This window comes from Pseudomonas azerbaijanoccidentalis, assembly GCF_019145495.1.
GTDB classification, from domain to species: domain Bacteria; phylum Pseudomonadota; class Gammaproteobacteria; order Pseudomonadales; family Pseudomonadaceae; genus Aquipseudomonas; species Aquipseudomonas azerbaijanoccidentalis.
Map to the genome: position 1 here is coordinate 464,394 of NZ_JAHSTU010000001.1, position 22,600 is coordinate 486,993.

General features: G+C 61.3%; 10 protein-coding genes. All 10 read right to left on the reverse strand.

The window, feature by feature from the left end; translation table 11 throughout:
* Positions 1-15: 15 nt before the first annotated feature.
* A complete protein-coding gene (locus KVG88_RS02115; protein WP_217870155.1) occupies positions 16-11,343 on the reverse strand; it encodes a cadherin-like domain-containing protein in 11,328 nt (3,775 codons plus the stop codon).
* A 318-nt stretch (positions 11,344-11,661) separates the two neighbouring features.
* A complete protein-coding gene (locus KVG88_RS02120) occupies positions 11,662-12,063 on the reverse strand; it encodes an ExbD/TolR family protein (RefSeq protein WP_150700401.1) in 402 nt (133 codons plus the stop codon).
* A 1-nt stretch (position 12,064) separates the two neighbouring features.
* Complete coding sequence (locus tag KVG88_RS02125; RefSeq protein ID WP_150700402.1) at positions 12,065-12,787, reverse strand: MotA/TolQ/ExbB proton channel family protein; 723 nt, start codon at positions 12,785-12,787, stop codon at positions 12,065-12,067.
* Positions 12,788-12,875: 88 nt separating this feature from the next.
* Positions 12,876-13,685: an energy transducer TonB gene (locus tag KVG88_RS02130; RefSeq protein WP_217870156.1), complete on the reverse strand. Its 810-nt coding sequence runs from the start codon at positions 13,683-13,685 to the stop codon at positions 12,876-12,878.
* Positions 13,686-13,741: 56 nt separating this feature from the next.
* Positions 13,742-14,536 (reverse strand): ABC transporter ATP-binding protein, encoded by a 795-nt coding sequence (locus tag KVG88_RS02135; protein WP_217870157.1) that lies wholly within the window; start codon positions 14,534-14,536, stop codon positions 13,742-13,744.
* A gap of 11 nt (positions 14,537-14,547) precedes the next feature.
* A complete protein-coding gene (locus tag KVG88_RS02140) occupies positions 14,548-15,309 on the reverse strand; it encodes an ABC transporter permease (protein ID WP_217870158.1) in 762 nt (253 codons plus the stop codon).
* Positions 15,310-15,318: 9 nt separating this feature from the next.
* The gene (locus tag KVG88_RS02145) at positions 15,319-16,080 is read right to left on the reverse strand and encodes an ABC transporter permease (protein ID WP_217870159.1); all 762 of its coding nucleotides are present in this window, start codon (positions 16,078-16,080) and stop codon (positions 15,319-15,321) included.
* 227 nt (positions 16,081-16,307) lie between these two features.
* Positions 16,308-18,770, reverse strand: coding sequence for a TonB-dependent receptor plug domain-containing protein (locus KVG88_RS02150; protein WP_217870160.1), 2,463 nt, complete (start codon positions 18,768-18,770; stop codon positions 16,308-16,310).
* A gap of 128 nt (positions 18,771-18,898) precedes the next feature.
* Positions 18,899-21,166 carry a TonB-dependent receptor gene (locus tag KVG88_RS02155; RefSeq protein ID WP_217870161.1) on the reverse strand — a complete coding sequence of 756 codons (2,268 nt, stop codon included), beginning with the start codon at positions 21,164-21,166 and terminating at the stop codon, positions 18,899-18,901.
* A 374-nt stretch (positions 21,167-21,540) separates the two neighbouring features.
* The gene (locus KVG88_RS02160) at positions 21,541-22,599 is read right to left on the reverse strand and encodes an ABC transporter substrate-binding protein (RefSeq protein WP_150700409.1); all 1,059 of its coding nucleotides are present in this window, start codon (positions 22,597-22,599) and stop codon (positions 21,541-21,543) included.
* Between the last annotated feature and the right edge of the window lies 1 nt (position 22,600).

Consider the following 22,600-nt stretch of genomic DNA (forward strand, 5'->3'; position numbering starts at 1 on the left):
TTCGGTTCGACCACTTCAGTTCCCCCGGTTACCCGTGTGCAAGCGTTGGGCGGCATTGCGCAATTGCGCACTGAACCCCCTCGGCGCGGGGCGTTGCTCATGATGTGCTTCAGTTTGTGCGGGGCCATGGGTCAGGTCGGCCGCGCCAGTGGCGAACAAGGACGGGTCGCTCAACAAGCCGTCGGCCGTCAGGCTGGTGCGACCCTGGCGACCGAGGATCCACAGCAGGTCGAGATCGCTTTCCAGTCGGCTTTCGCGCACGGCTTGGGCGACGAATTGTCCGGGAACCAGACCCAAACCATTGCCCAGCGAATCGCTGTTGAGTTCACCGACGGCGGCCAGCCGCAGATTGCTGCCGTCGACACCCCAGGTCGAAAGCTCGTTGATCTGCGCCGCGCGCTCGACCACGGGCGTGATGAAGATCGCCGGTTGTGGATCGGGGATCAGCAGGTTCCGCGCCTGGCTATTCGGGTCACGCTCGAAGTTATTGCCGCCCGGCGCAGGAATGAACGGCGTGGCGACGTCCAGATTGATCAGCAGCTCGGCCTGATCACTGGCGCCGTTGATGTCGTTGATCGTGTAAGTAAAGACATCCTGAAGGACTTGCCCCAAACCGGCGGCGGCCAACACCAGCGGGTTGTTCTGGTCGATGGTGTAGGTGAAGGCGCCGTCGGCGTTGAGCACCAGGGTGCCGTAGAGGCCGATGATCGGCTGACCGATCACGCCTGCCGTGCCACTTCCGCCTTCGGCCCCGGTGCGCACGGCCACCACTTGCAGGTTGTCGTTGGCGTCCACATCACCGTCGTTGGGCAATACATTCCCGGTGGCTTGCGGCGCAGGCGTCTGGTCGCTGGCGGTGACGCTGTCGTTCTGCGCCACGGGCGCGTCGTTGGCGCCCTGGATGACCACGGTCAACCGCGCATCCGACGTCGCCCCCGCCGTATCGGCCATGCGGTAGGTGAACGTTTCGCTGAGGGTGTCGCCAGCGGTGCGCAAGGCCTGGACCGTTGGGTTGCTGTTGTCGATCCGGTAGGTGTAGCTGCCATCGGCGTTGAGCACCAATTGCCCGTAACGCCCGATCAGCACCTGGCCGACCGCACTGGACTGGCCGGTTTCGCTGGTGACGCTCAACACCTGTTTGCTTTCGCCGTTGGCCACGCTGTCGACGTCGGTATCGTTGGCCAGCACGTTGCCCGTGGCATCGGTGCCCGGCGTGCTGTTGGCCACGCCGCCGGCTTCGAGTGCCGTGGAGCCATCGTCTTGAGCATTTGGTGTGTCATTGCGGCCATCGACGGTGATACGTAACTCGGCGAGGCTGGTGGCGCCCCAAAAGTCGACCACGGTGTAGCTGAACACTTCGTTGAGGGTCTGTCCGCTCTGGCGCAGGGCTTGAACCACTGCGAGGCTGTTATCGACGGTGTAGGTGTAGCTGCCGTCGGCATTGATCAACAGATCGCCATAAAGCCCACGCAATGCAGTCCCCACGGCACCGACCGTGCCGGTGTCGGCGAGGGTGCCAGTGCGGATGCCGATGATGTGCAGCGCGTCACCTTCATTGTCGGTGTCGTTGTCGAGCACGTTGCCACCGGGATCGATGCCCGGCTGTGTGTTGTTGACACCCCCGGCTTCGACGGCGGTGGCTTCATCAGGGCTGGGGATCGGCGCTGTGTTGCGCCCGCGGACAATAATGTGAATCTCTGCCAGATCGGTTTGCCCGCCACGGTCGGTGACCTGATAAGTGAAGCGCTCGTTGAGCAACTGCAACGGCCCCAAGGCCACTACCGTCGGATTGCTGGAGTCGACGTTGTAGGTGAAATTGCCATCGGCACCGATGATCAACTGCCCATACAAGCCATTGATCACGGTGCCATTGGTGTTGTCGGTGTTTGCGTTCACGGTAGACAGCGCCACGCCCGCATCTTCCCTGCCAAAGCGAATACCGGTGACTTGCAGGGTGTCGCCCTGGTCGACATCGGTGTCGTTGGGCAGCACATTGCGAATCGGATTGACGCCGTTACCGGAGCCGTCGTCGGCAACCGCAACGGCGGTATCGTTGCTGGCCACGGGGGCATCCCAGGCGCCGTCGATACGGATGCTCAACTGCGCGGCGTCGCTCGCACCCGCTGTGTCGCGCATCCGGTAGGTAAAGGTTTCCACTAGTGAATCGCCAACTTTCAGGGCTTGCACCGCTGCGAGGTTATTGTTCAGCACGTAGCTGTAGGTGCCGTTGGCGTTGATGGTCAGTGTGCCGTAGAGGCCGTTGAAAGTTTGCGTGACGCCGACGGCGGTGAAGGTGCCACCGGCCGCTTCAGTCCCACTGCGAATGTCGGTGACGATTTTGATGTCGCCGGCATCGACGTCGTTGTCGTTGGTCAGCACATTCCCAGCCGGATTGACGCCTGCCGTGCCATTGGCGGTGCCGCCGGCTTCCACGGCCACCGTGCTGTCATCGACCGCCAGCGGGTTGTCGTTGGTGCCGCGAATGGTAATGGTCAGGGTGGCGGTGCTGACCGCACCGGCTAGGTCGCGGATCTGATAAGTGAACGTTTCAGTCAGCGTGTCGACGTTGGTGCGCAAAGCCTGGACTTGCGCATTGGCGTTATCGACCACGTAGGTGTAGTTGCCGTCCGCGCCCAGGGTCAACGTGCCGTAAGCACCGGCGAAACCGCTGCCGATAACGCCTACCGCACTCCCTTGGCTGAGCCCGCTCACACTGATGACTTCACCATTGCCATCGACGTCGCTGTCGTTGGCCAGCACGTTACCGCTTGGGTTGATGCCCGGCGTGGCATTGGCCAGGCCACCGGCCTCGACGGCAGTGTTAATGTCATTTTGCGCGACAGGGGTGTCATTACGGCCCTGGATGCTGATGTTCAACGTGGCGCGATCAGTGGTCGCGGCGGCATCGATCACCTCATAGCTGAAGCTGTCGATCAGGCTGTTGCCGGCACGCAGGGCTTGAACTTCGGCCATGGTGTTGTCGAGCCGGTAGCTGTAGCTGCCATCGGCATTGAGGGTCAGCCAACCGTAGGTGCCACGCAATTCACTGCCCAGGATTCCCGCTGTACCGGTGCCGGCTTCAGTGCCGGTACGCACCGACGATACGGCGCGGGTTTCGCCATAATTAAAATCAGGTAAGTCGCTTGGCACCTCGCCGCCATCGACGTCTGTGTCGTTGTCCAGCACGTTACCGACGGGGTCCTGGCCTGGCTGATTGTTATTCAAACCACCAGCCTCGATGGCGGTACCGCTGTCATCGTTGGCGATCGGGTTGTCGTTCTGGCCTCTGATCAGCACGATGATTTCTGCGGTGTCGGTTTCCGGGGTCGCGCCAACGCCATCACTGACGGTGTAGGTGAATCGCTCCGACAACAGATCGACGCTGCGACGCAGCGCCTGTACGTCGGGATTGCTGTTGTCCACTTCGTACACATAGCTGCCGTCAGGGAAAATCGTCAGCGTCCCATAGAGCCCGGCCAGCACAGTACCGCCGAGGTTGACCGCGATAGGGGTGCCGGGATCTCCGGTAGCACCGACCTTGATCAGCGTGACGGTCAACGGGTCGCCATCAGGATCGGTGTCATTGGCCGTCACATCGCCTGAAGGATTATTACCCGGTGTGTGGTTATCGATGCCGCCCGCTTCGGTGGCGACGGCGATCACGTTTTGCGCCACGGGTGGATCGTTGACGCCGTGGACGGTGATGACCAGTTGCGCAGTGTCGGTCAGGCCCTTGGTGTCGGTGATTCGGTAAGTAAAGAACTCGCTCAGGGTCTGACCCGGCGCCAGTGCCTGAACGGCAGCGTTGGTGCTGTCGACGTCGTAGAAGAACGAACCGTCGGCGCCGATCCGCAGCGTGCCGTACAGGCCGACCACCACCGTACCGTTGGCTGAAGTCGTACCCGTGCTGACACCACTCAAGACATCGACAGCAGGGTTGTAGGCGGCTTCGCTTTTGTTGATCACACCATTGACCAGGAGTTGACTGCTGGGTTGATCGGCGGCGTCCACGTCCTGATCAACGCCATTACCGCCAGGCTGAGTGATCGGCCCGGGGCGGCTCGGGAACTGCACGACGTTGCCGGTCGGGTTGCTTTCCGAAGCCGTGCCATTGGTTGAAGCGGCTTGGGCCGAAGCTGCATCATCGCTGGCCACCGGGTTGTCGTTGGCCCCCTGAACCACGATGCGCAGTTGCGCGACATCATCCAGGCCACCGGCGTCGGTGACCCGATAGCTGAAGAACTCAATCAATTGTTCCCCGGCACTCAAGCGCTGCACCGTGGTGCTGCTGTTATCAATGACGTAGGTGTAAGTGCCATCGGGGTTGATGGTCAGCGTGCCGTAGAGCCCGGTCACGTTGGTGGCGCCGGCCACCGGAGTGAACGGTGCGGTACCGGCTTCGGCCACCGGGCGTATACCGGTGACGGTTTTGCTTTCGCCGTTGGCGAGGCTGTCCACGTCCGTGTCGTTGGCCAATACGTTACCGGTGGCGTCGCTGCCCGGCGTGCCGTCCGCGATGCCACCGGCCTCAACTGCAACGCCGTTATCATCCACGCCTTGCGGCGTATCGTTGGCGCCCTGAATGGTCACGGTCAAGGTCGCCCCGGAATGGGCGCCGCCCAGGTCGCTGAGGGTGTAGTCGAAACGGTCGGTCAACGTCTGGCCCGACAGGCGCAACGCCTGCACGGTCGCGTTGTTGTTGTCGACCACGTATTCATAGGCCCCGTTGCTGCCGATCAGCAACTGCCCATACTGGCCGTTAATCACCACCGCGCCGGTAATCGCTGTCTGGATGCCTGAGGCAGGGCCGACCGACACCAGATTCAACCGGTCGGCATTGGTGGCGATGTCGACGTCGGTATCGTTGGCCAGCACATTGCCGCGCGGGTCGATGCCGATCGAGGCGTTGTTGGTGCCACCGGCCTCGACGGCGATGGCCGTGTCGTTGACGCCAACCGGCGTGTCGTTGACCGCCGCCAGGATGATTTGCAGGGTGTCAGTGTCGATCAGTGCGTCGGTCGCCGTACCCGGAAGGCCATCGCCATCGGCGTCGCCATAATTGCCCAGGTCATTGCTGATGACGGTCAGTGTGTCGGTGCCGTTGAAGTTGGCGTTGCCCAGATAGCGCAGGCTGGCCAATGCCGTGTTGATGTCGGCGAAGTTGCCGGTCAGGGTCAGGTTCGCCGTATTGGCGCCGCTGACCGTAACACCTGGCACCGCGGCGCCGAGAAACAGCGTGCCACTGTTGACGCGCAAGATGACGCTGAGGGTGCGGTCGTTGACGTTCGGATCTCGGTCGACATCCACATCGGCAACGCTGATGCCGCCGATGTTCAGCACAATGTCCTCCTGGCCTTGCTGGGTGCCGGGGAGGGTATTGACTGGTGCGTCGTTCTGCTCGACATAACCGGCATTGGCCGCTTGCGTATCGGCATCGCCCAGGGTGATGGTGATCTGGCCCAACGTGCCAGCATCGGTATCGACCCGCACGCGCAAATCCCCCAGCGGCTGCGGGTAGCTGATCAGGCCGGCCGGTACGTCGATGCGGAACACACCCAGCGGCAACACGCCAAAACGGTACTGGCCGTTGGCATCGGTCACCGTGGTGAATTGCAGGTTGTCAGCCGTGGTGTCGAGCAAACCGTCGGCACCGGCCCAGGTGAGGGTCACGGTCTGGCCGGCCAGGCCTGCACCGTCGGGCGTGGCGCTGGTGGTCGGTGTCGAGGTGTCGTTCCACAAGGTGCCGGTGATGACGCCGAGCCCGGCGTTGTCGCGCAGGATGTACTGGTTCGGACCGACCGTGCTGCCGGTGCGCTCGCCATCGACCGCGCCGTCGGTGCCGACGCTGTTGCCGCCCCAACTGGTGAAGTCTTCGGGCAGGCTGCTCCAGGTCAGCGTCGCGTTGCTGCTGGCGACAATGCTGTCATTGGGCAGGGTGACCTGATAGCGGACTTGAATCTGCGCACCCACGTCCAATTGATCGAAATTGACGCTCAAGCCACCGGTGGTGCTGAAGCTGATACCGGCAGGCAGATTGCCCGGGCCGTACGTGGTGCCATTGAGGGTCACGCTGACCAATGTGTAATTGCTGCCACCGGCAAAGCTGTCGCTGACCTGCGCGTCGAACGCAGGCAGGCCGCCGTTCTGGGTGAAGCTGAGTTGTACTGTCGCTTGGCCTGCGGTGCCGGCAGGATTGGGGTTGAAGGCGACGATCTGTTTGTCCAGACCGCTGAAGCTCGGCTCGACGATACGCTCGAACACGGTATCGCTGACGGCTCGCCCAGCGCCACCGACAATCTCCAGCGCCGTGACACCCAGTTGTGCACCGGCAATGTTGCTGGCGACGTTGGTGACCCGAACGTTGAACTCGATGGAGATGCCTTCCAGGTCGTCGTCATTGCCGTTGCCGTTGACCACGTTACCAAGGTTGAAGGTCACCACCTGGCTGCCATCGGGGTTGGTGATGACGGTCAGGCGGCTTGGGTCGAACACGCCATTAGGTGCAAGCCCCGACAGGTCGGGCGTGATAGGCAGGGCCTCGGAGCTGTTTTCATTGCCGTCGATGTCCAGGGTGCCACCGACGATCAAGTTGGCGTCGCTGGTCAGCCCGCCATTGGAAATGAACGCGATGCGCAGCGCATTCACCAGCGCGTCTGGAGAAATGAACTGCAGGCCGTTCGCCAGGGTGATCTGGATCTGGTAGTTGGGGTTGTTGCCCTCCGGCACCAGAACAACGACCCGATAGCGGATCACTTCACCGACGGTCACCTGTTCCACCACCGCTGTGGTCGGCGCCGGAGCGGGGCTGTCCGGCAGGCCGCCGACCCGGGAGATTTCTATGGCCTGGGCTACCGGCACCACCAAGGTGGAAAGGTTGCGGTAATCGTTGAGGCTGCCGCCATTGAGCGTGCCGTCGACGCCCGTGCGCTCGCCGCTTTGTGTGCCGTCGAGGCTGGTCCACTCCACCGCGGCTACGTTGGCGAAGTTGGACTGGGAGGCCGCGGTGGCATTTACCACCCCGGTGATGCTCAGGACAATGCTGCCGCCCTTGGCGATGTCGATGTTGGCCCCACTGGCGGTACGCAACTGGCCGCCGACCAGCTCGAAGTCGACACCGCCATTGTTGGTGGCGCCGTTCTGATACAACACGCCGACCAGCGTTACGCCACTGAGTTGGGTCGGCAGGTTGTCGAGGAAACTGATGTCGAAGGCATTGAAGTCACTGCCGCCATTACCATTGCTGATGGTAATGGTGAAGCTGACGGTGTCGCCCTGGTCGTAGCCGCCGGTGCCGGCTGTGGAGGTCAGTACCTGAGTGACCTGCAAGGTCGGCTCGCGAACGGTCACGGTCGGCAGGCCGCCACTGGCGCCGATGTTGCGGTCCACAGCAACGTTGCCGTTAGGGGTATCGGAATCCGGGTCGCTGAAGGTCAATTGCGCATTGTTTTGCAGCAATACATTCGCCTGGTTGCTGATGACGTTATTGGCCACCAGTTGCAGGCGAATCACGAAGGTGTTGTTGCCGGCCTGGTTATCGGCGGAAACGCTGGACACACTGAACGTCCAGCGCGCATCGACACCATCGGCGCCGAGCGCGCCACCGACACCGGCAAAACCGCTGATCAGCACGCTGCCGGCGAAATCTGCACCCAATGCGCCGCTGCCGGCACGAGTGGTGATGATCTGGTAACCCAGGCCGCTGTTGAAACTGGTGTCCAGGCGCATGCCGGGCGGGATCAGATCATTGATGCTCAACGTCTGCGTGGTGCCCTCCGGCAAGGTGACCACGATGTCATAGCGCATGCTTTCGCCAATCACCAGATCGCTGCCAGTGGTGTGGGTGACGCTGGAGTCGCCGTTGTCCAGCGTGCCGTCGGCGAAGACTTTAGTGATGACCGGCGCGGCCACCTGCTGGTTGGCCAGGTCGGTGAGGTCGACGGGTGTGAAGTCGGTGCCGCTGTCGACGCTCGCGTAATTGCTCAGGGTGGCTGTGGATTGCAGCGTACGGCTGGCTTCAATCGAGCTGCTGACCACCACGTCGTAACTGATGACCACCACATTGGCGCCACTGGTGTCCGCTGTCGTGCCGCTGCGGCCGGCGAGGAGGGTGGCCTGGCCTCCAGCGTCGAGGAAGGTGACCTGGTTGCCGGTCACGCTGTAATCGGTGCCCAGCACCAGCAACGTGCCGTCCCCGCGATAAATTTGCAGGTTGGCTGCCGCCAGACTGCCGCCGACGAAGCTCAGGCCAGAGGGCAGGGTGATGCTGGTGCTGACATCGAATGCACCGCCACCGCCGGTGTTCTCAATGGCGGTGACCATCCGCAGGCTGTCACCCCCATCGATGTTGATGATGTTGCCGTCCACCGCCGACAGGTCGGTGACGCTGCCATTGAACGGCACGCCGCTGCTGCCCGGCGGATTCCAGCTGCCGGTGGTATTGCTGACCGTGCCGTTGGATCCCGAGACCACGCCGTGCTTGATGTTCAGCACAGGTTCGGCCACCGAGACAATGGCCACCACGTCGGAAGAAATCAGCGTGCGGTCGGTGAGGGTGGTTTGTTGGGTCGATTGCGCCAACACATCCAGGGAACGCTGGTCGGCAAACGGCTGGTCGCCGACTCTCACGGTAAAACGGACGACGATGCGACTGCCGGTCGTGGTGTTTGTGGCAAAGCTGCCGAAATCGAACACCACCGCGTTGCCATCGGCACTGGTGACACTGACGACCCCGCCGGCATTGGTGTTGCCGGAGCCAAGCTGCCACTGACCGACGTCACTGCCCGAGCCCCACGTCACGCCGGTCACGTTGAACAACGGCAACGGCAAGTAGGCGGTCAGTTTGAATTGCTCGTAATCGCCAGTGACCAAGTCATAACTGAGTTCGAAGGTCACTTCATCGCCGGGCCGCAGTTCGCCATTGGCCGGTGGTGTGCCGTTGTTGACCTCCACCAATTGAATGTCGACGTTGCTGGTGGGTATCGCACTGGTGGTGGCCGAATTATCGGTTTCGCTTTGGCCGGTGAGGTTGAAGATGTCTTGCAGCAACGTGCCGTCCACCGTGGCGGTGTTGCCCAGTTCGTCACCTTCGTTGATGTCCGAATGTGGGTCGCCCGATGGCGGTTTATAGGTTTGGCCAACGATGGCCGAATAACTGAGCACCGCCAGTACAGCGCCTTGCAGCGTGTCATCGAACGCCAGGTCACCGTTGAGCCAGCCACGAATGTTTGAAAACGCATTGCGCAACGACTGGGCAATGTCGAAAGCCATCGACGTGGTGCCATCGGCGTTGTTCACCACGGTGGTCACCAGCGTAATGGTCTGGGTCACACCGTTGATCGTCACGGTCAGGGTCGGGGTGCCGGTGAGTGCCTGGCCATCGCTGAGCTGATCGCGAATGATCAACTGGCCTTCGTTGAAGAAGTCCTTGCCGAAAGCGAAGTAGTCGGAAATCGCCAGGTTGAGGGTGTATTGCAGGGTATCGCCCGGCGTGATGCCGCTATGACCGATGTCCGTTTGCAGCGTCGCGGTCTTGAGCAGCGTGATCGACTTGGCGACGAACTCCGTGGTGAGGCCGGTACCGCTGAAATCGATGGTGGTGTTCGGTGCAGTGAGGTCGCGTGGGTCCAGCGGAACCCATTGGCCGGAGGCCGTTGGCGCGCCGAGGGTGATGGTGACGGCGTCACCGGTGACCGGATTGATGATCGGCTGGCCATTGGCGTCCACTTCCGGCACATAGAAAGCCACGACGGTATCGGTCGCGGCCGCCAGGTTGGCGTATTCCACCGTAAACGAGTTGATGTAAACGTCGTTGGCGGCAATCAGCACGGCGATTTGGGCGGCGTTGGTCACCACCGTGCCGTCGTGCAGGGTGATCGAGGTCAGCCGGCCACCGGCACCGGGCGTGATGGCGGTGACTTGTATGTTGTCCGGCAGCGGCTGGGTGACGATGACGTTGGAGAGCGTCTGGCCGGGTGCCGGGGTGACCGTCACCGTCAATGTGCGGCCGTAATTCGGCCCGGTCGCGGTTTCACCTTCCGGCGTGCTCAGCGTCTCATTGAAGGTAATGACTGTCGGATGCACCACGAAGGCGGCGGTCCCGGCCTGAATCAGGCTGGGATCGTTGGTCGGGTTATCCAGGGCATCGTTGCCAAACTGGAAGCCGCCGCTGGCCCGAAGGGTCAAGTCCGGGCTGCCGTCGGAAAAATTGGTGTCTGCCAGGTTGCTCAGGCTGGCGGTGATTTGAACCCCGATGACCGGCTGCTGATTGGTGACGCTGGCGAACGGCAATTCGATCACCACCAGTTTGTCGCCGGCACGCATGCCGTAGGCCGACGCGTTGATGATCAGGAAATTGCCATTGGCGTCCTTGGCCAAGGGATGAGTGGCGTTGCCGGCGGCATCGAATGTCACCGTGTGGCTGATCAGATTCTGCCCAAGATAACTGGCGGAGATGAAACCCACGCCGTCATCGCCATCCTTGCCGGTGGCGGGTATCGCCAGGTTGATAAAGGGCGCAAAACCCGTCTGCCCCGAGGTGTTGCTGAAATTTACTGTGAAATTGAAGCGATCGCCGAGCAACACATCGCTGCCTGCCGTGGGCAGGGTCACTGTAGGTGCAGCATCAGCCAGCAGGCCGTCGAAACTGGCCATGGCCGCGCTGCTGATGGCGATGGCCTTGTCGATATCGCCGACCCGGGTCTCCAGCGCCCAGTCACCGCCGGCCGTGGTGCTGCCGGTGTCATTGCTGGAGGCCGCGACATCGGCGCCGGTCCAGCGAGCCAGTTCGGTGACCAGGGTTTTACCGGCCACGCCGGCACCGATATCGCAGCCGTAGAGCTGGATGTCCGCGCCTTGGGTCAGGTTGTTGCGCCACTGTTCGAGGGTCTGGCCGAGTTGGTCTACGTTGTCCGAAGTAATCGTGCGATTGCCCAGGGTGAACTGCCCGGCAGCGCCGTGCGACATGACCTGAATCGAGTCTACCTTGCCCAGTTGCGCCAACGCTGCCGAAATGGCCGCCAGGCCGTCTTCACCGACATTGACCACAATGGCCGTCACGTTGCCGGGGAGTTGCGCCAGGAGCTGGTCGCGGTTTTCGATACGGCTGTCGAGCACCAATAACGTCCGGGCAGCCGATGGCGCCTGCTCGGTGGCCGCGTGGCCCTCCGTCGGGGTAGCGTGGGGGACTGCTGCATCAGCAGGCGCTGAAGCGGCCGGGTCACTTTGGTGCTGATCGGCGGCTGCGGAAGCAGCCGCTCCGTCGAACAGAATCCTCGGTTCCAGCGCAAGCGCCTGGCGCTGAGGGCGCAAATGGGAACCGAAAGCCGCAAACCGTGACTCTTGCATAGTGAGGCCCTCTGACTACGCGGTGAACCATTCCGTTGATACACAAGCCCACTACTGGACAGACTTAGCGTAGGAGTTTTCTTAGGGATTTCCAGAACCTGGAAGAACTTGCGGGAGAAAGGCCGAGGTTGGGTGATGGCACAGGACAAAGGCAAAAAGCCACTTTTGCGTGGGTGGATGATGGCCTCGACAAACCGATACGGGGGCTGTCCAGTAAAATGAGGGGCTTACTAACAGCCAAGGCGGACAAAGTCCGCCTTGGCCAATAAATCCGGCTCGAAGAGCCTGAAGTACGTGACGTCTGCAGCGATTGATTAACTACTTGGCTGTAATCACCGAAAGCTTGCTAATCCCGGCGCGCTCAATGGACGCCATGGCGCGGGCCACTTCGCCATAATTCACACCGTTGTCAGCCTGCAATTGCACACGCACTTCGGCGTCTTTGGTCTTGGCCGCTTTAAGGTTGGTCTCCAGCAAATCCGGCTGGATCTCGTCCTTGTTGATGAACACCTTGCCCTTGTCGTCGATGCTCACCACCAGCGGATCCTTCTGTTCCACCGGCGCCACCGCTTCGGTCTTCGGCAAGTTGATCGGAATCGAGTTGGTCAGCAGCGGCGCGGTAACGATGAACACCACCAGCAGCACCAACATGACGTCCACCAGCGGCGTGACGTTGATCTCGCTGAGCACTTCATCGCTGTCTTGAGTAGAGAAGGCCATGTCAGGAGGCCTCCTTGACTTTGTGCCCGGCGCCGGTGGTGCCGGTTTTAACGGGTACCGCCTGCAACTGGACACGGAATGCGTGTTTCTGCGCCAGGCTGTAGAAGTCGTGGGCAAAGTCATCCAGATCGGCGGCGGTCAGTTTCAGGCGACGCAGGAAGTAGTTGTAAACCAGCACTGCCGGCACCGCGACGGCAATACCGACGCCCGTAGCGACCAGGGCTGCGCCGATCGGCCCGGCCACGGTTTCCAGGCTCGCCGAGCCCGCCGCACTGATGCCTTTCAACGCCGACATGATCCCCCAGACCGTACCGAACAGGCCGATAAACGGCGACGTACTGCCAATGCTGGCGAGGATCGCCAGGCCTGTTTCCAGGGAACGTCGCTCACGCACAATCTGCTGGCGCAGGGCGCGCTCGAGACGGTCCTGATGATTGATCGACTGGCTGAGGTCGTTGGCCGGGTTGTCACCGACCTGAATCGCCGCATAACCGGCCAGTGCGACGCGAGCCGCCGCCCCCGGCTGGTTGTTGGCGAACTCGGCGGCTGATTCAAGGCTGGAAGCGGCCCAGAATTGCCGGTGGAATTTGCGGTCCTGCGCCTTCAGCCGGACGAACTGCAAGCCTTTGAGCAACGCCAGGCCCCAGGTTGCAACGGAGAAGAGGATCAACAGCCAGATAACGGCATGTTCGATGGATTCAAAGGGCGATGCGATAAGGTTCATGGTCTGTATTCTCTGATAGAGGGTGCTAAGTGGCGGTGCTCCTTTTGTGGGGTGGCCCGCTGTTGCCAGGTGTTTGGAATGCTGGTTGCTATTTGATCTTGAAGTCGATGGGCACGCTGACCCAGCCGTCCAGGGCGACGTCGCCTTGTTTGGCCGGGACGAAACTCCAGCGTTTGACCGCTGCCAGTGCGGCGTCATCGAGTTGATCGCGGCCGCTGCTTTTCTGGATCTGGATTTCACCGGGTTTGCCGTTGGCCAACACATGCACCCTCAGCAACACCGTGCCTTGCCAGCCACGACGCATCGCCACTGACGGGTATTCCGGCGCCGGGTTATGCAGGTAGCCGGCGTTAGCCGATGCCGGGGTAATCGGTTGCGGGGCAGGAGGGGCCGCAGGCGCAGGCGCGGCAACCGGTTGTGGCGGTGCAGGCGGTGCGGGTGGCTGCTCCACCGGTTTGGCCACCGGTTTCGGCGCGGGCTTGACCACCGGCTTGGGCTTGGGAATCGGTTTGGGCGGTGGTGGTTTCACGGCCAGTTCATCCTCCACTGGCGGTGGTGGTTCGACCACCGGCTGTAGAATCGGCTCGGGTGGTGGCGGGACCACCACCGGCGGTGCCGGCTGCGAGAACTCGATGGTCATCGGCGGAATCTCCGGTGGCACCACCGGCAGTGGTGGCGTCGGTGTCTGATTGACCCAGACAATCACCGCGCCATGCAGCACCAGCGCGAAAATCCCCAGCAGGACGACTTCGCGCCGACTCAACACACGCGTGGGCGTGCTGTGCAGACGCGACAACGCCAAGGGTTCCCGGAAGAGCCGCCCAAGGTTGAGCAATTCGCCGGGCCCTGGGCTCTGGAATGCCCGCGGTAGAATGGCGGGGCTCTGGACATTGCCCATTTACGTACTCCTGTAATTCTTCAGTTTTGTCACGTTTCGACGGATAACGTTGGCGCTCAATGCCCCACCAGTTCCTCTAGCAATTGCTCCTTGTAGCCTTGCAATACGCTTGAAGAACGGTCCCGTGGATGAGGCAAGTCGACGTTGATTTCGTGTTTGATCCGTCCCGGGTGAGCGTCCATGACAATCACTCGGTCTCCCAGGTACAACGCTTCTTCAATGTCGTGGGTGACCATGATCACCGTGCAGCGTTGCTGCACCCAGATGCGTTGCAACTCGTGCTGCAGGCGTACCCGGGTCAGCGCGTCGAGGGCGCCGAGGGGTTCGTCGAGCAACAGCACTTTGGGTTTGTTGATCAGCGCACGGGCAATCGCGGCACGTTGCGCCATGCCGCCGGACAGTTGGTGCGGGTAGGCGTTTTCGAAGCCTTCAAGGTTGACCAGGGCAATGTGCTCGGCCACCAGGCGATTCTTCTCGGCTGCGGACAACGGATGGTTTTTCAAGGCCAGGGCGATGTTCTGGCTCAGGGTCATCCACGGAAACAAGCGATGGTCCTGAAACACGATCCCGCGCTCCAGGCTGGTGGCGACGACACGTTTGCCGTCCAGCAAAATGTCGCCTTCATAATCGGCTTCCAGTCCGACGATCAGCCGCAGCAACGTTGATTTGCCGCAACCGCTGGCACCGACGATGCTGACGAACTCGCCGGGGCGAACGTCGAGGTTGATGTTGTGTAATACCGGCAGAGGATGGCCCTCGATCCGGTAAGCCTTGCTCAGGCCGCGAATGTGCAGCGCACCCGACTGCAATGGCGTGCTGTGGAGCGGGGCATGTTGGGCGATTGCGTTCATGGAATGGCCTTTCAACGAGTGTTGCGCCAGCGCAGCAAATGGCGGCTAAGAAGGGTGAATAGCAGGGTCATCAGGTAGCCACAGAGGCCGATGCACAGCACGCTGAGGACGATGACCTCCATGCGGGAGCCGGCTTCGGCGTTCATCATCAGGTTGCCCAGGCCGGCGCCGGAAGACAGAAACAACTCGCTGCCCACGGCCGTGACCCAGGCAAATGCGAGTGCGTGCAATACACCGGTGGCAATGCTTGGCAGGGCCGCCGGCAGCAGCACATGCCGGAACCGTTGCCAACGGCTCAGGACCAGCACCTGGCCGACTTCACGGTAACGCTGCTCGACATGGCTGAAGCCTTGATACGTGTTGAGGACCATCGGATAAAACGCCGCCAGGCTCACGATCAGCACCTTGGAGAACTCACCGTTGCCGAACCACATGGCGATCAGCGGAATCCAGCCGAGCATCGGCACCTGGCGGATTGAATGGAACAGTGGCCCTATCAACCGATTGGCCACGGCTGATAGCGCCATCAACACGCCCAGCAACACGCCGAAGAAGATGCCCAGCGCCAGGCCGGTGCTGGTGCGGGCCAGACTGGCCAACAGATTCACCAGCAGCTCGCCGTTGGCCAGCAATTCAATCAACGCCGAGCCAATCGCCGACAACGGCACAAATGCGTAAGCCCCGGCGGCGCCCTGGCGTGACAGATATTCCCAGGCGGCGATCAACAACAGTGGCAACAGCAAGCCGCGGGAATTGGCAAATAGTCGAGACATCAGCGGCTCCTAGCGGGTCTGCCAGCGGAACATCCGCTGTTCGAGTTGGCGAAAACTGAAGTCGAGTACGAAACCGATCACGCCTGTGACGACCACACCGACCATCACCACATCGATGCGCAACATTTGTCGGCTCATTTCAATCATTTGCCCCAGGCCACTGTCGGCGGCCAGCAACTCGGTGGCCACCAGCACCACCCAGGCGCGGGTCAGGCTGATGCGGAACCCGATGATGATCGGTGGCGCGGCAGCAGGCAGGGCAATCTCGCGGACGAACGTCGGCCAGCGCAGTCGATAGACGTCTGCCACTTCGAAGTAGCTGCGCGGAATGCCTTTGACACCTTCGCTGGCGGCCAGCGCCACCGGGAAGAACGCGGTCTTGGCGACGATGATGATCTTGAAGGTTTCATCGATACCGAACAGCAGCACGAACATCGGGATCAAGGCGATGCTGGGAATCTGGCGCAGGGTGTGGAACAGCGGCGAGCAGTAGATCTGGACGTTTTTCGAGAGCGCCATGAGCACGCCGAAAGCCACGCCCGACAGTGAGCCGATAGCGAACCCCAGACCAAGGCGCGACAGGCTGTTGAGCAGGTGTTCGAGCAACTCACCGCTGGCCGACAAGTCTTCGAAGGTTCGCCACACCTGCGCGGGAGGAACCAACAGGTTGCGCGGAAAAATTCCGGCCTCGGCCACCACCGCCCAGAGCAACAGCAGGGCAGCGGGGGAGAGGAGCCAGGTCAGGGAGGACAACAGTCGTTGGGTACGCATGGCAGGTCTTATGTCGGCGAAGTACGCAGGGGGTATCGCAAGAGCTGTGCCAGCCACGGTAGATATTGCCTGGACGTGATGACGCCATCGCTGGCAGGCCAGCTCCCACAGGACGGTGCAGGACCTGTGGGCGCCGGCCTGCCGGCGATGGCGTCGCCACGAAAACCGCGGATTGATGCCTGGTCAGCACCCACTGCTGCCAGAGCAACACCCCTCCAGCAACCTCATCAGAAGTCGTAGCTGACGCTGGTGTAATAGAAAGCGCCTTGCGCGCCTTCAGGGCTGGTGATCGAGTACTTCGGTACGCCGTACAGTTGCGCACCGTCAGCCTTGTCCGGATGGGTATCGAACAGGTTGATCGCCCCCAGCGACACCTTCAGGGTTTTGTTGAAGGTGTACGACAGGTCCAGGTCGGTCACCCATTGCGGGCTGTAGGTCTGGTCCAGGGCAGGGTTGGTCGAGTTGAGGCTTTTCCATTCGCCATACCGGCGCTGGGCAACCGTGACGCCCCAGCCGTCATACAGCCAGTTGGCACTCAGGATCAGCTTGGTTTCAGGTGTACCGTCTTCGATCAGGCCTTGGGTGGTGCGGCCGACAATCTGCGAACCCTTGATGTTGCCGACATCGCGCAGGGCGGTAATTTTGGTGTTGTTCTGGCTCACGCCGGCGTTCAGGTTCAGTTGGCCCCATTGCTGTAGGTCCAGCTGATAGTTGCTGGCAAGCTCTATCCCATCGGTGCGAGTGTCGGCGACGTTGGTGTAGAAGGCCGCACTCTGAATGTTTGCGTAGGGCGTACCGGCGAAAATGGGCGAGACCACTGACGCGGGCAATTGGTCGGAGAGCGTGATGCGGTTGTCGATATCGATGCGGTAGGCGTCCAGCGTCACCGAGGCATTGGCCAACGGGCGCCAGACCAGGCCCAGGGAATAGCTGGTGGATTCTTCGGGTTTGAGCGACTGGCCGCCCAGTAGCGCTGCCTCCGGGCTGTCCGCACGCAGGGTGCGTTGCTGCACTTCGACAAAGTTGCCACTGCCGGGTGGTTGCTCCACCACCTGCACGCTGAACGACGACAAACCGCTCTGAACCAGCGACGGCGCGCGATAGCCGGTGCTGGCCGTGGCTCGGGCGGCAATCTGCGGGGTGAAGTCATAGCGCAGGGATAGCTTGCCGTTGGTGGTGTCGCCGAAGTCCGAATAGTGCTCGGTGCGCACCGCGACGCCGGCCTGGAATTTTTCGGTGATCTGGCCTTCGACATCGATGTAGGCACCCAAGACATTGCGGTCCAGCGAGGCCGCATCGACCTGGGTGATGCCCGAGTAGTAACCCGGAATGCGCCGCCGCGTGACCGGGTCGACGGTATTGAAGAGCGGGCCGTTCTGCAATCCCGCGGCTTCACCTTCGCTCAGTTCATAGTTCTCCTGACGCCAGGCCAGGCCGGCTGACAGTGTCAGCGGCTTGAACAGCAGGTCGGTGGGGAAATCCCGCACCCAGTCCAGGGTCACGTTGGTCTGGTCGGCCTCACGTCTGCCGGTGTAGATTTTTTCCGGGCTGTCGGCACCCCAGCTGGGGTTGATCGCGTTACGGTCGGTGGAATCCAGGGTGTTGTCGCCATGGTTCACGGCGAAGTCGAACTTGCCCAACTGTTCGTCTTCGTAACGCACGCCGCCGGTCAATGCATAGTCTTCCAGCGAATAGCGCGTGATGGGCAGGCGTCCGTCCGGGAAGCGTTGCAATGCCGTGCTGCTGTAGTTGTTGCGCAAGGTGGTGGGCGGATCAAAGAAGCCTTCGGCGTCGGTGTTTTTGTGGGAGTAGGTGGCAAAGCCATAGGCGGTCAGACCTTCGCCGATGCCAACCTCACTGTTCAGCGCAAAGTTGTACTGGTCCGAGACATTGCCCGAGCCCCAGCGCCAGGTGCGATAGCGATTGTTTTGCTCGCGGGGCGTGTTGATGCTGGTGGAACCGGGATAAAAGATCCGGTTGTCCGGGTTGGTGTCACTGGCCGGGTCTTGGCTGCCGGCGTCGAAGCCCAGGGTCAGGAAGCCGTCGTTGGGCAGGGCGATGCCTTTCCAGCCGCTGAGTTTGCGCTGGATGCCGTCGCCCTTGTCGTAGCCGCCGAAGCGGTATCCGACGTTGCCTCCGTCGTCCTTTTCCTTGAGCACGATGTTGATCACACCGGCGATGGCGTCTGAGCCGTATTGGGCTGCGGCACCGTCGCGAAGGATTTCCACGCGCTGAATCGAGCTCAGGGGAATCAGGCTCAAATCGACGGCCGCCGCGCCACGGCCATTGACCAGGCTTTGGCGGGTGACGTTGGCGCTGGTGTGGCGACGTTTGCCGTTGACCAGCACCAGCACCTGATCAGACGCCAGGCCGCGCAACGATGCGCCTTGGGCGATGGAACCTGCAAAGGCCCCTTGGGGCGATTGCGGATACGTGAACGAGGGCGACAGTGCGGTGAGTGCGCCGGACAGATCGCTGGCGCCGGTCTGTTCCAGCTGCTCGCCGGACAGGACATCGATCGGCGCGGCGCTTTCCAGTGCGGTGACGTCGCTTCGGCGGGTACCGAGTACGACCACGGTGTCCAGGTGTTCGCTACTTGCGCCGGGTTGAGCGTCGGCAGCCATGACGGGCATGGCAAGGCTGCCAATGACCAGCGCGATAGCGCCGGCCAACGGGGTGTGATGGAACATGGGTAAATTCCTTTAAGGCGTATGAACACCTTGTAGGAGCTGCCGCAGGCTGCGATCTTTTGATTCACATCAAGATCAAAAGATCGCAGCCTGCGGCAGTTCCTACAAAGTTTGGCGTGGAGGCAGGATCAGAAGCGGCTGGTGACGCTCAGGCCTACGGTGCGCGGGTCGCCGTAGGTGATGACGTATTGGCCCAGGGTGCCGTTCGGACGACCATGCACCTGGTAGCGACGGTCGGTGACGTTGTTCACAAACCCCGTGACGCTGAGTTTTTCATCCGGGCTGAACCAGGTCAGACGAGTGTTGGCCAGCGTGTAGTGCGGTTGGCTGAGGGTCTTGTCGGCACTGCTCTGGCGATCGGCGAGGAAGTATTCCTTGTCCCGATAACTGACATCGCCACCGGCGACGAGCTTGCCCCCGATTTCCAGCGGGAACGTGTAATCGGCACCGAGCGCCACCACGTTGCGCGGTGAACGCACGAAGCTGTTGCCGCTGTAATCACCGGTCACGACACCGGTATTGGGGTTGGTGTTCTTGAAGTCGGTGTATTCGGTGTCGAGGAACGATACCGCCGCACGCAAGTGCAGGTAGTCGGTCGGCTGGGCTTCCAGTTCCAGCTCGGCGCCCTTGACCGTGCCCTTGGCGCCGTTGGTCAGCGCCGTGGTAAGCACGCCGTTGTTGACCGTCAGCAGGTTCACCTGAATGTCCGAGTAGTCGTAATAGAAAATGTTGGCGTTGGCCGTCAGACGGTGGTCGAACCATTCGGACTTGAGGCCGATTTCGTAGGCGTCGAGTTGTTCCGGATCCACCGTGGTCAGCTGCGAAAGGCTGGTGGACAGGCCGGTGTTGAAACCGCCGGAACGGAAACCGTGGGCATAGCGAAAGAACACGCGCACGTTGTCGTTGATCCGGTATTCCGGCGTCAGGTCATAGGTCCAGGCTTCCCAGGTCTTGTCTTCCTGACGATTGCCATTGGTGCCGACACCGGCCAGTGGCACCAGTGGGCCGTTAGCGGTGATGCGGGTCAGTTGGGTCAGGTCGAGGTCGATGTCTTTCTTTTCCTGGGTCCAGCGCAGGCCACCGGTCACGGAGAAGTTATCGGTGAAGTCGTAGGTCAGGTTGCCGAACAACGCGTAACTGTCGGTGGTGTGGTCGTAGCTCAAGTCACGAAAGTCAGTGGCGCCGCCAGTCTGGTTCGAGCCGGTGCCGTTTGGCGTCGGGCCTGGTGTAATCAGGCGCTGTGCCGAGCTGTCGAGGTCTTCGTGGAAGTAGTGCGCACCCAGCAGCCAGCGCAAGGTTTCCTGCTGCGGCGAGGCCAGGCGCAGTTCCTGGGAATACTGCGAGTATTTGTTGTCGGAGATTGCCGCGCCGTTGACCTCATAAGGCGTGTAGTCGGCGTCGCTGGTGGACTGCCCGCGAATGTAGTCGTAGGCACTGATGGACGTGAGGGTGTAATCGCCCAGATGCCAGTTCAGAGTCAGCGAAGTGCCGTCGTGATTGAGCTTGGAGTCTTCATTGACGTTGATGGCGATATCGCGCCCGCTGGGTCTTTGATAGCCAACATTGTAATAGCGTCCCTCGGTCAGCGAACCGTTGCTGCCATCACCTTTGTATTCTCGACTGTGGACCTTCAGCAACGCCTCAAGGTCGTCATTGACCTGAGCAAGAAACTGCAGGCGCACGGCTTTTTTGTTGACGTCGCCGTAGGTGTTACCGTCGACCAGGTTGTCCTGGAAGCCATCACGCTCTTCGGAATACAACGAGACCCGAGCGGCGAGTTTGTCATCCACCAGCGCTCCCCCCAGAGCGCCGCTGACGATGCGTTCGTTCTTGGTGCCAAACCCGATCGTGCCGAAGCCGTCCGTGTCGAAAGTCGGCTTTTTCGAGATGACGTTGACCGCGCCCGCGGTGGTGTTCTTGCCGTACAGCGTGCCTTGCGGCCCGCGCAGGATTTCGATGCGCTCCAGGTCGAACAGCGGACCGCCGCCGGCAATCGGCGCGTTCAGGTACACGTCGTCGGCGTAGATGCCCACCGGGTACACGGTCGCGGCGCCGGTATCACCGGTACCCAGACCGCGGATGTACCAACGTGGTCGTCCGTCGCCATCCGGGTTCTTGGCCGATGCGTTTGGTACGAAGGTGGTGATGTCGCCCATGTTACGCACGCCATCGGCAACCAGGGCGGTGCCCTGAACTGCCGACACTGCCACCGGAACCTCTTGCAGGGTTTCTTCGCGGTGCTGAGCGGTGACGGTCACGGTCTTGAGTGACGGTTCGGTGGTGGTTTTACTGCTGTCGGCTTCAGTGGTGTCTGCTGCCAGCACCCCCTCGCTGACGCCCCCGGCCAGTAACAAGGCAAGCCAGATACTCTTGGTGATCGGATTAAGTTTATGCATTTAAGTCTCCCCCAATAAAGTTTCACTAATGGGGATAGAGCAGAGATCGTGCCAAGAGATTTTTCTGGAGCGTTAGTTTTGTTATGTGGCTGTTTATAAAGGGTTTTAATGTTATTGAAAGTTCGGCTTCATCAGGTTTTTCAAGGGTTTTGTTAGTTGGATCCAGTCCGGACTAAAGCGCCTGCCAGACATTCAGCAGAAGTTGCTTGGCGAGTGTTGCTGTAGCAGCAGGAAGGGGGCGAGAGGGTGTTGCCAGGCAAGCAGTGTGTTTGTCTTTCGAACGCCATCGCCAGCAAGCCGGCTCCTACAAGGTTTGCGCATGACCTGAAGGAGCCGGCTTGCTGGCGATGGCGGTATTGCTGACGAAGAAGAACTCAAACCGCCAGGCGAGAGGTAGAGCCGATGACGTTTTCCAGTACGCTGAAATCGATCCAGTCGCGCACATCGAATCGCCGCGGGATAAAGTCCCAGCGATGCAGAAAATCGGTGAAATCCTGCAGCGCCTCGATGGAGCGGGTATCGAGGGTCGTGCGCAAACGCCTGTGAGCATCCTCACCGTAGGCCGCAGCTACCCAGTACTCGCTGGTGTTCAGCTCACGGGCCAGAAAACGCCGGGTTTCATCCGGATTGGCCCATGCCCATTGCTCTGTGCGCAGCACGGTATCGACGATTTTCACGCTGGCGTCGAAATGCTCATGCAACAGGTGAGTATCAACGGTCAGCGTCCGCGGCGTGCCGTTGTTCGAGCGAATCAGCGGGTCGGGGTGCGAGCCGGTATCGATCACCACCTGCAAACCGAATTCGTTAGCCAAGTGCACAGCGTGGGCGCCCTTGAGGAAAATCGCATCGATGTCGCCGCGCAACAGGCCGATCAGTTCGTTGTTGCGACGGCTGAAGCGCGTTACGCCGAGGCTGACTTCCGAGCCGTAGACATGCTGTTTCTGGTCATCGCTGTAGGTGCCGCCATAGGGGTAGTCCACCAGCTCAACATCCGACACCTCGAGGCCTTCGAGCTTGAGAGCGTTTTCCAGCCCGCGCAGGGCTTGGGCGCGGGTGAAGTCGATCTGCACGTTGGCCCATTTAGGCACGCCGAAGCGCCGGTTTTTCAGGTCGCGAACACTCTTCACGCCGCTTTCTGCGGTGGTCAGGATCAACTGCACCTCGTCGCTCCACGACAGCCCCAGCACTCGGGTCTGTACGCCGCTGGCGTAGGCCCAGATGGCCGGGATATTACCGCCATGACGCACGGAGTTTTTCAGGTGATGGTCGTAATGTGCTTCGCGAACTTCCCGTTCGCTGGACTCGCGCAGGGATTGAATATTGGTGCCGAACGGCAGAAAGGCTTCCGCCAGTCGACCGGATTGCACAGCGATGCCCAATCCCGTGGGAACAGGGCTGTGGGTGTACCAAAGCGTATCGAGTGGTTTGCTCATA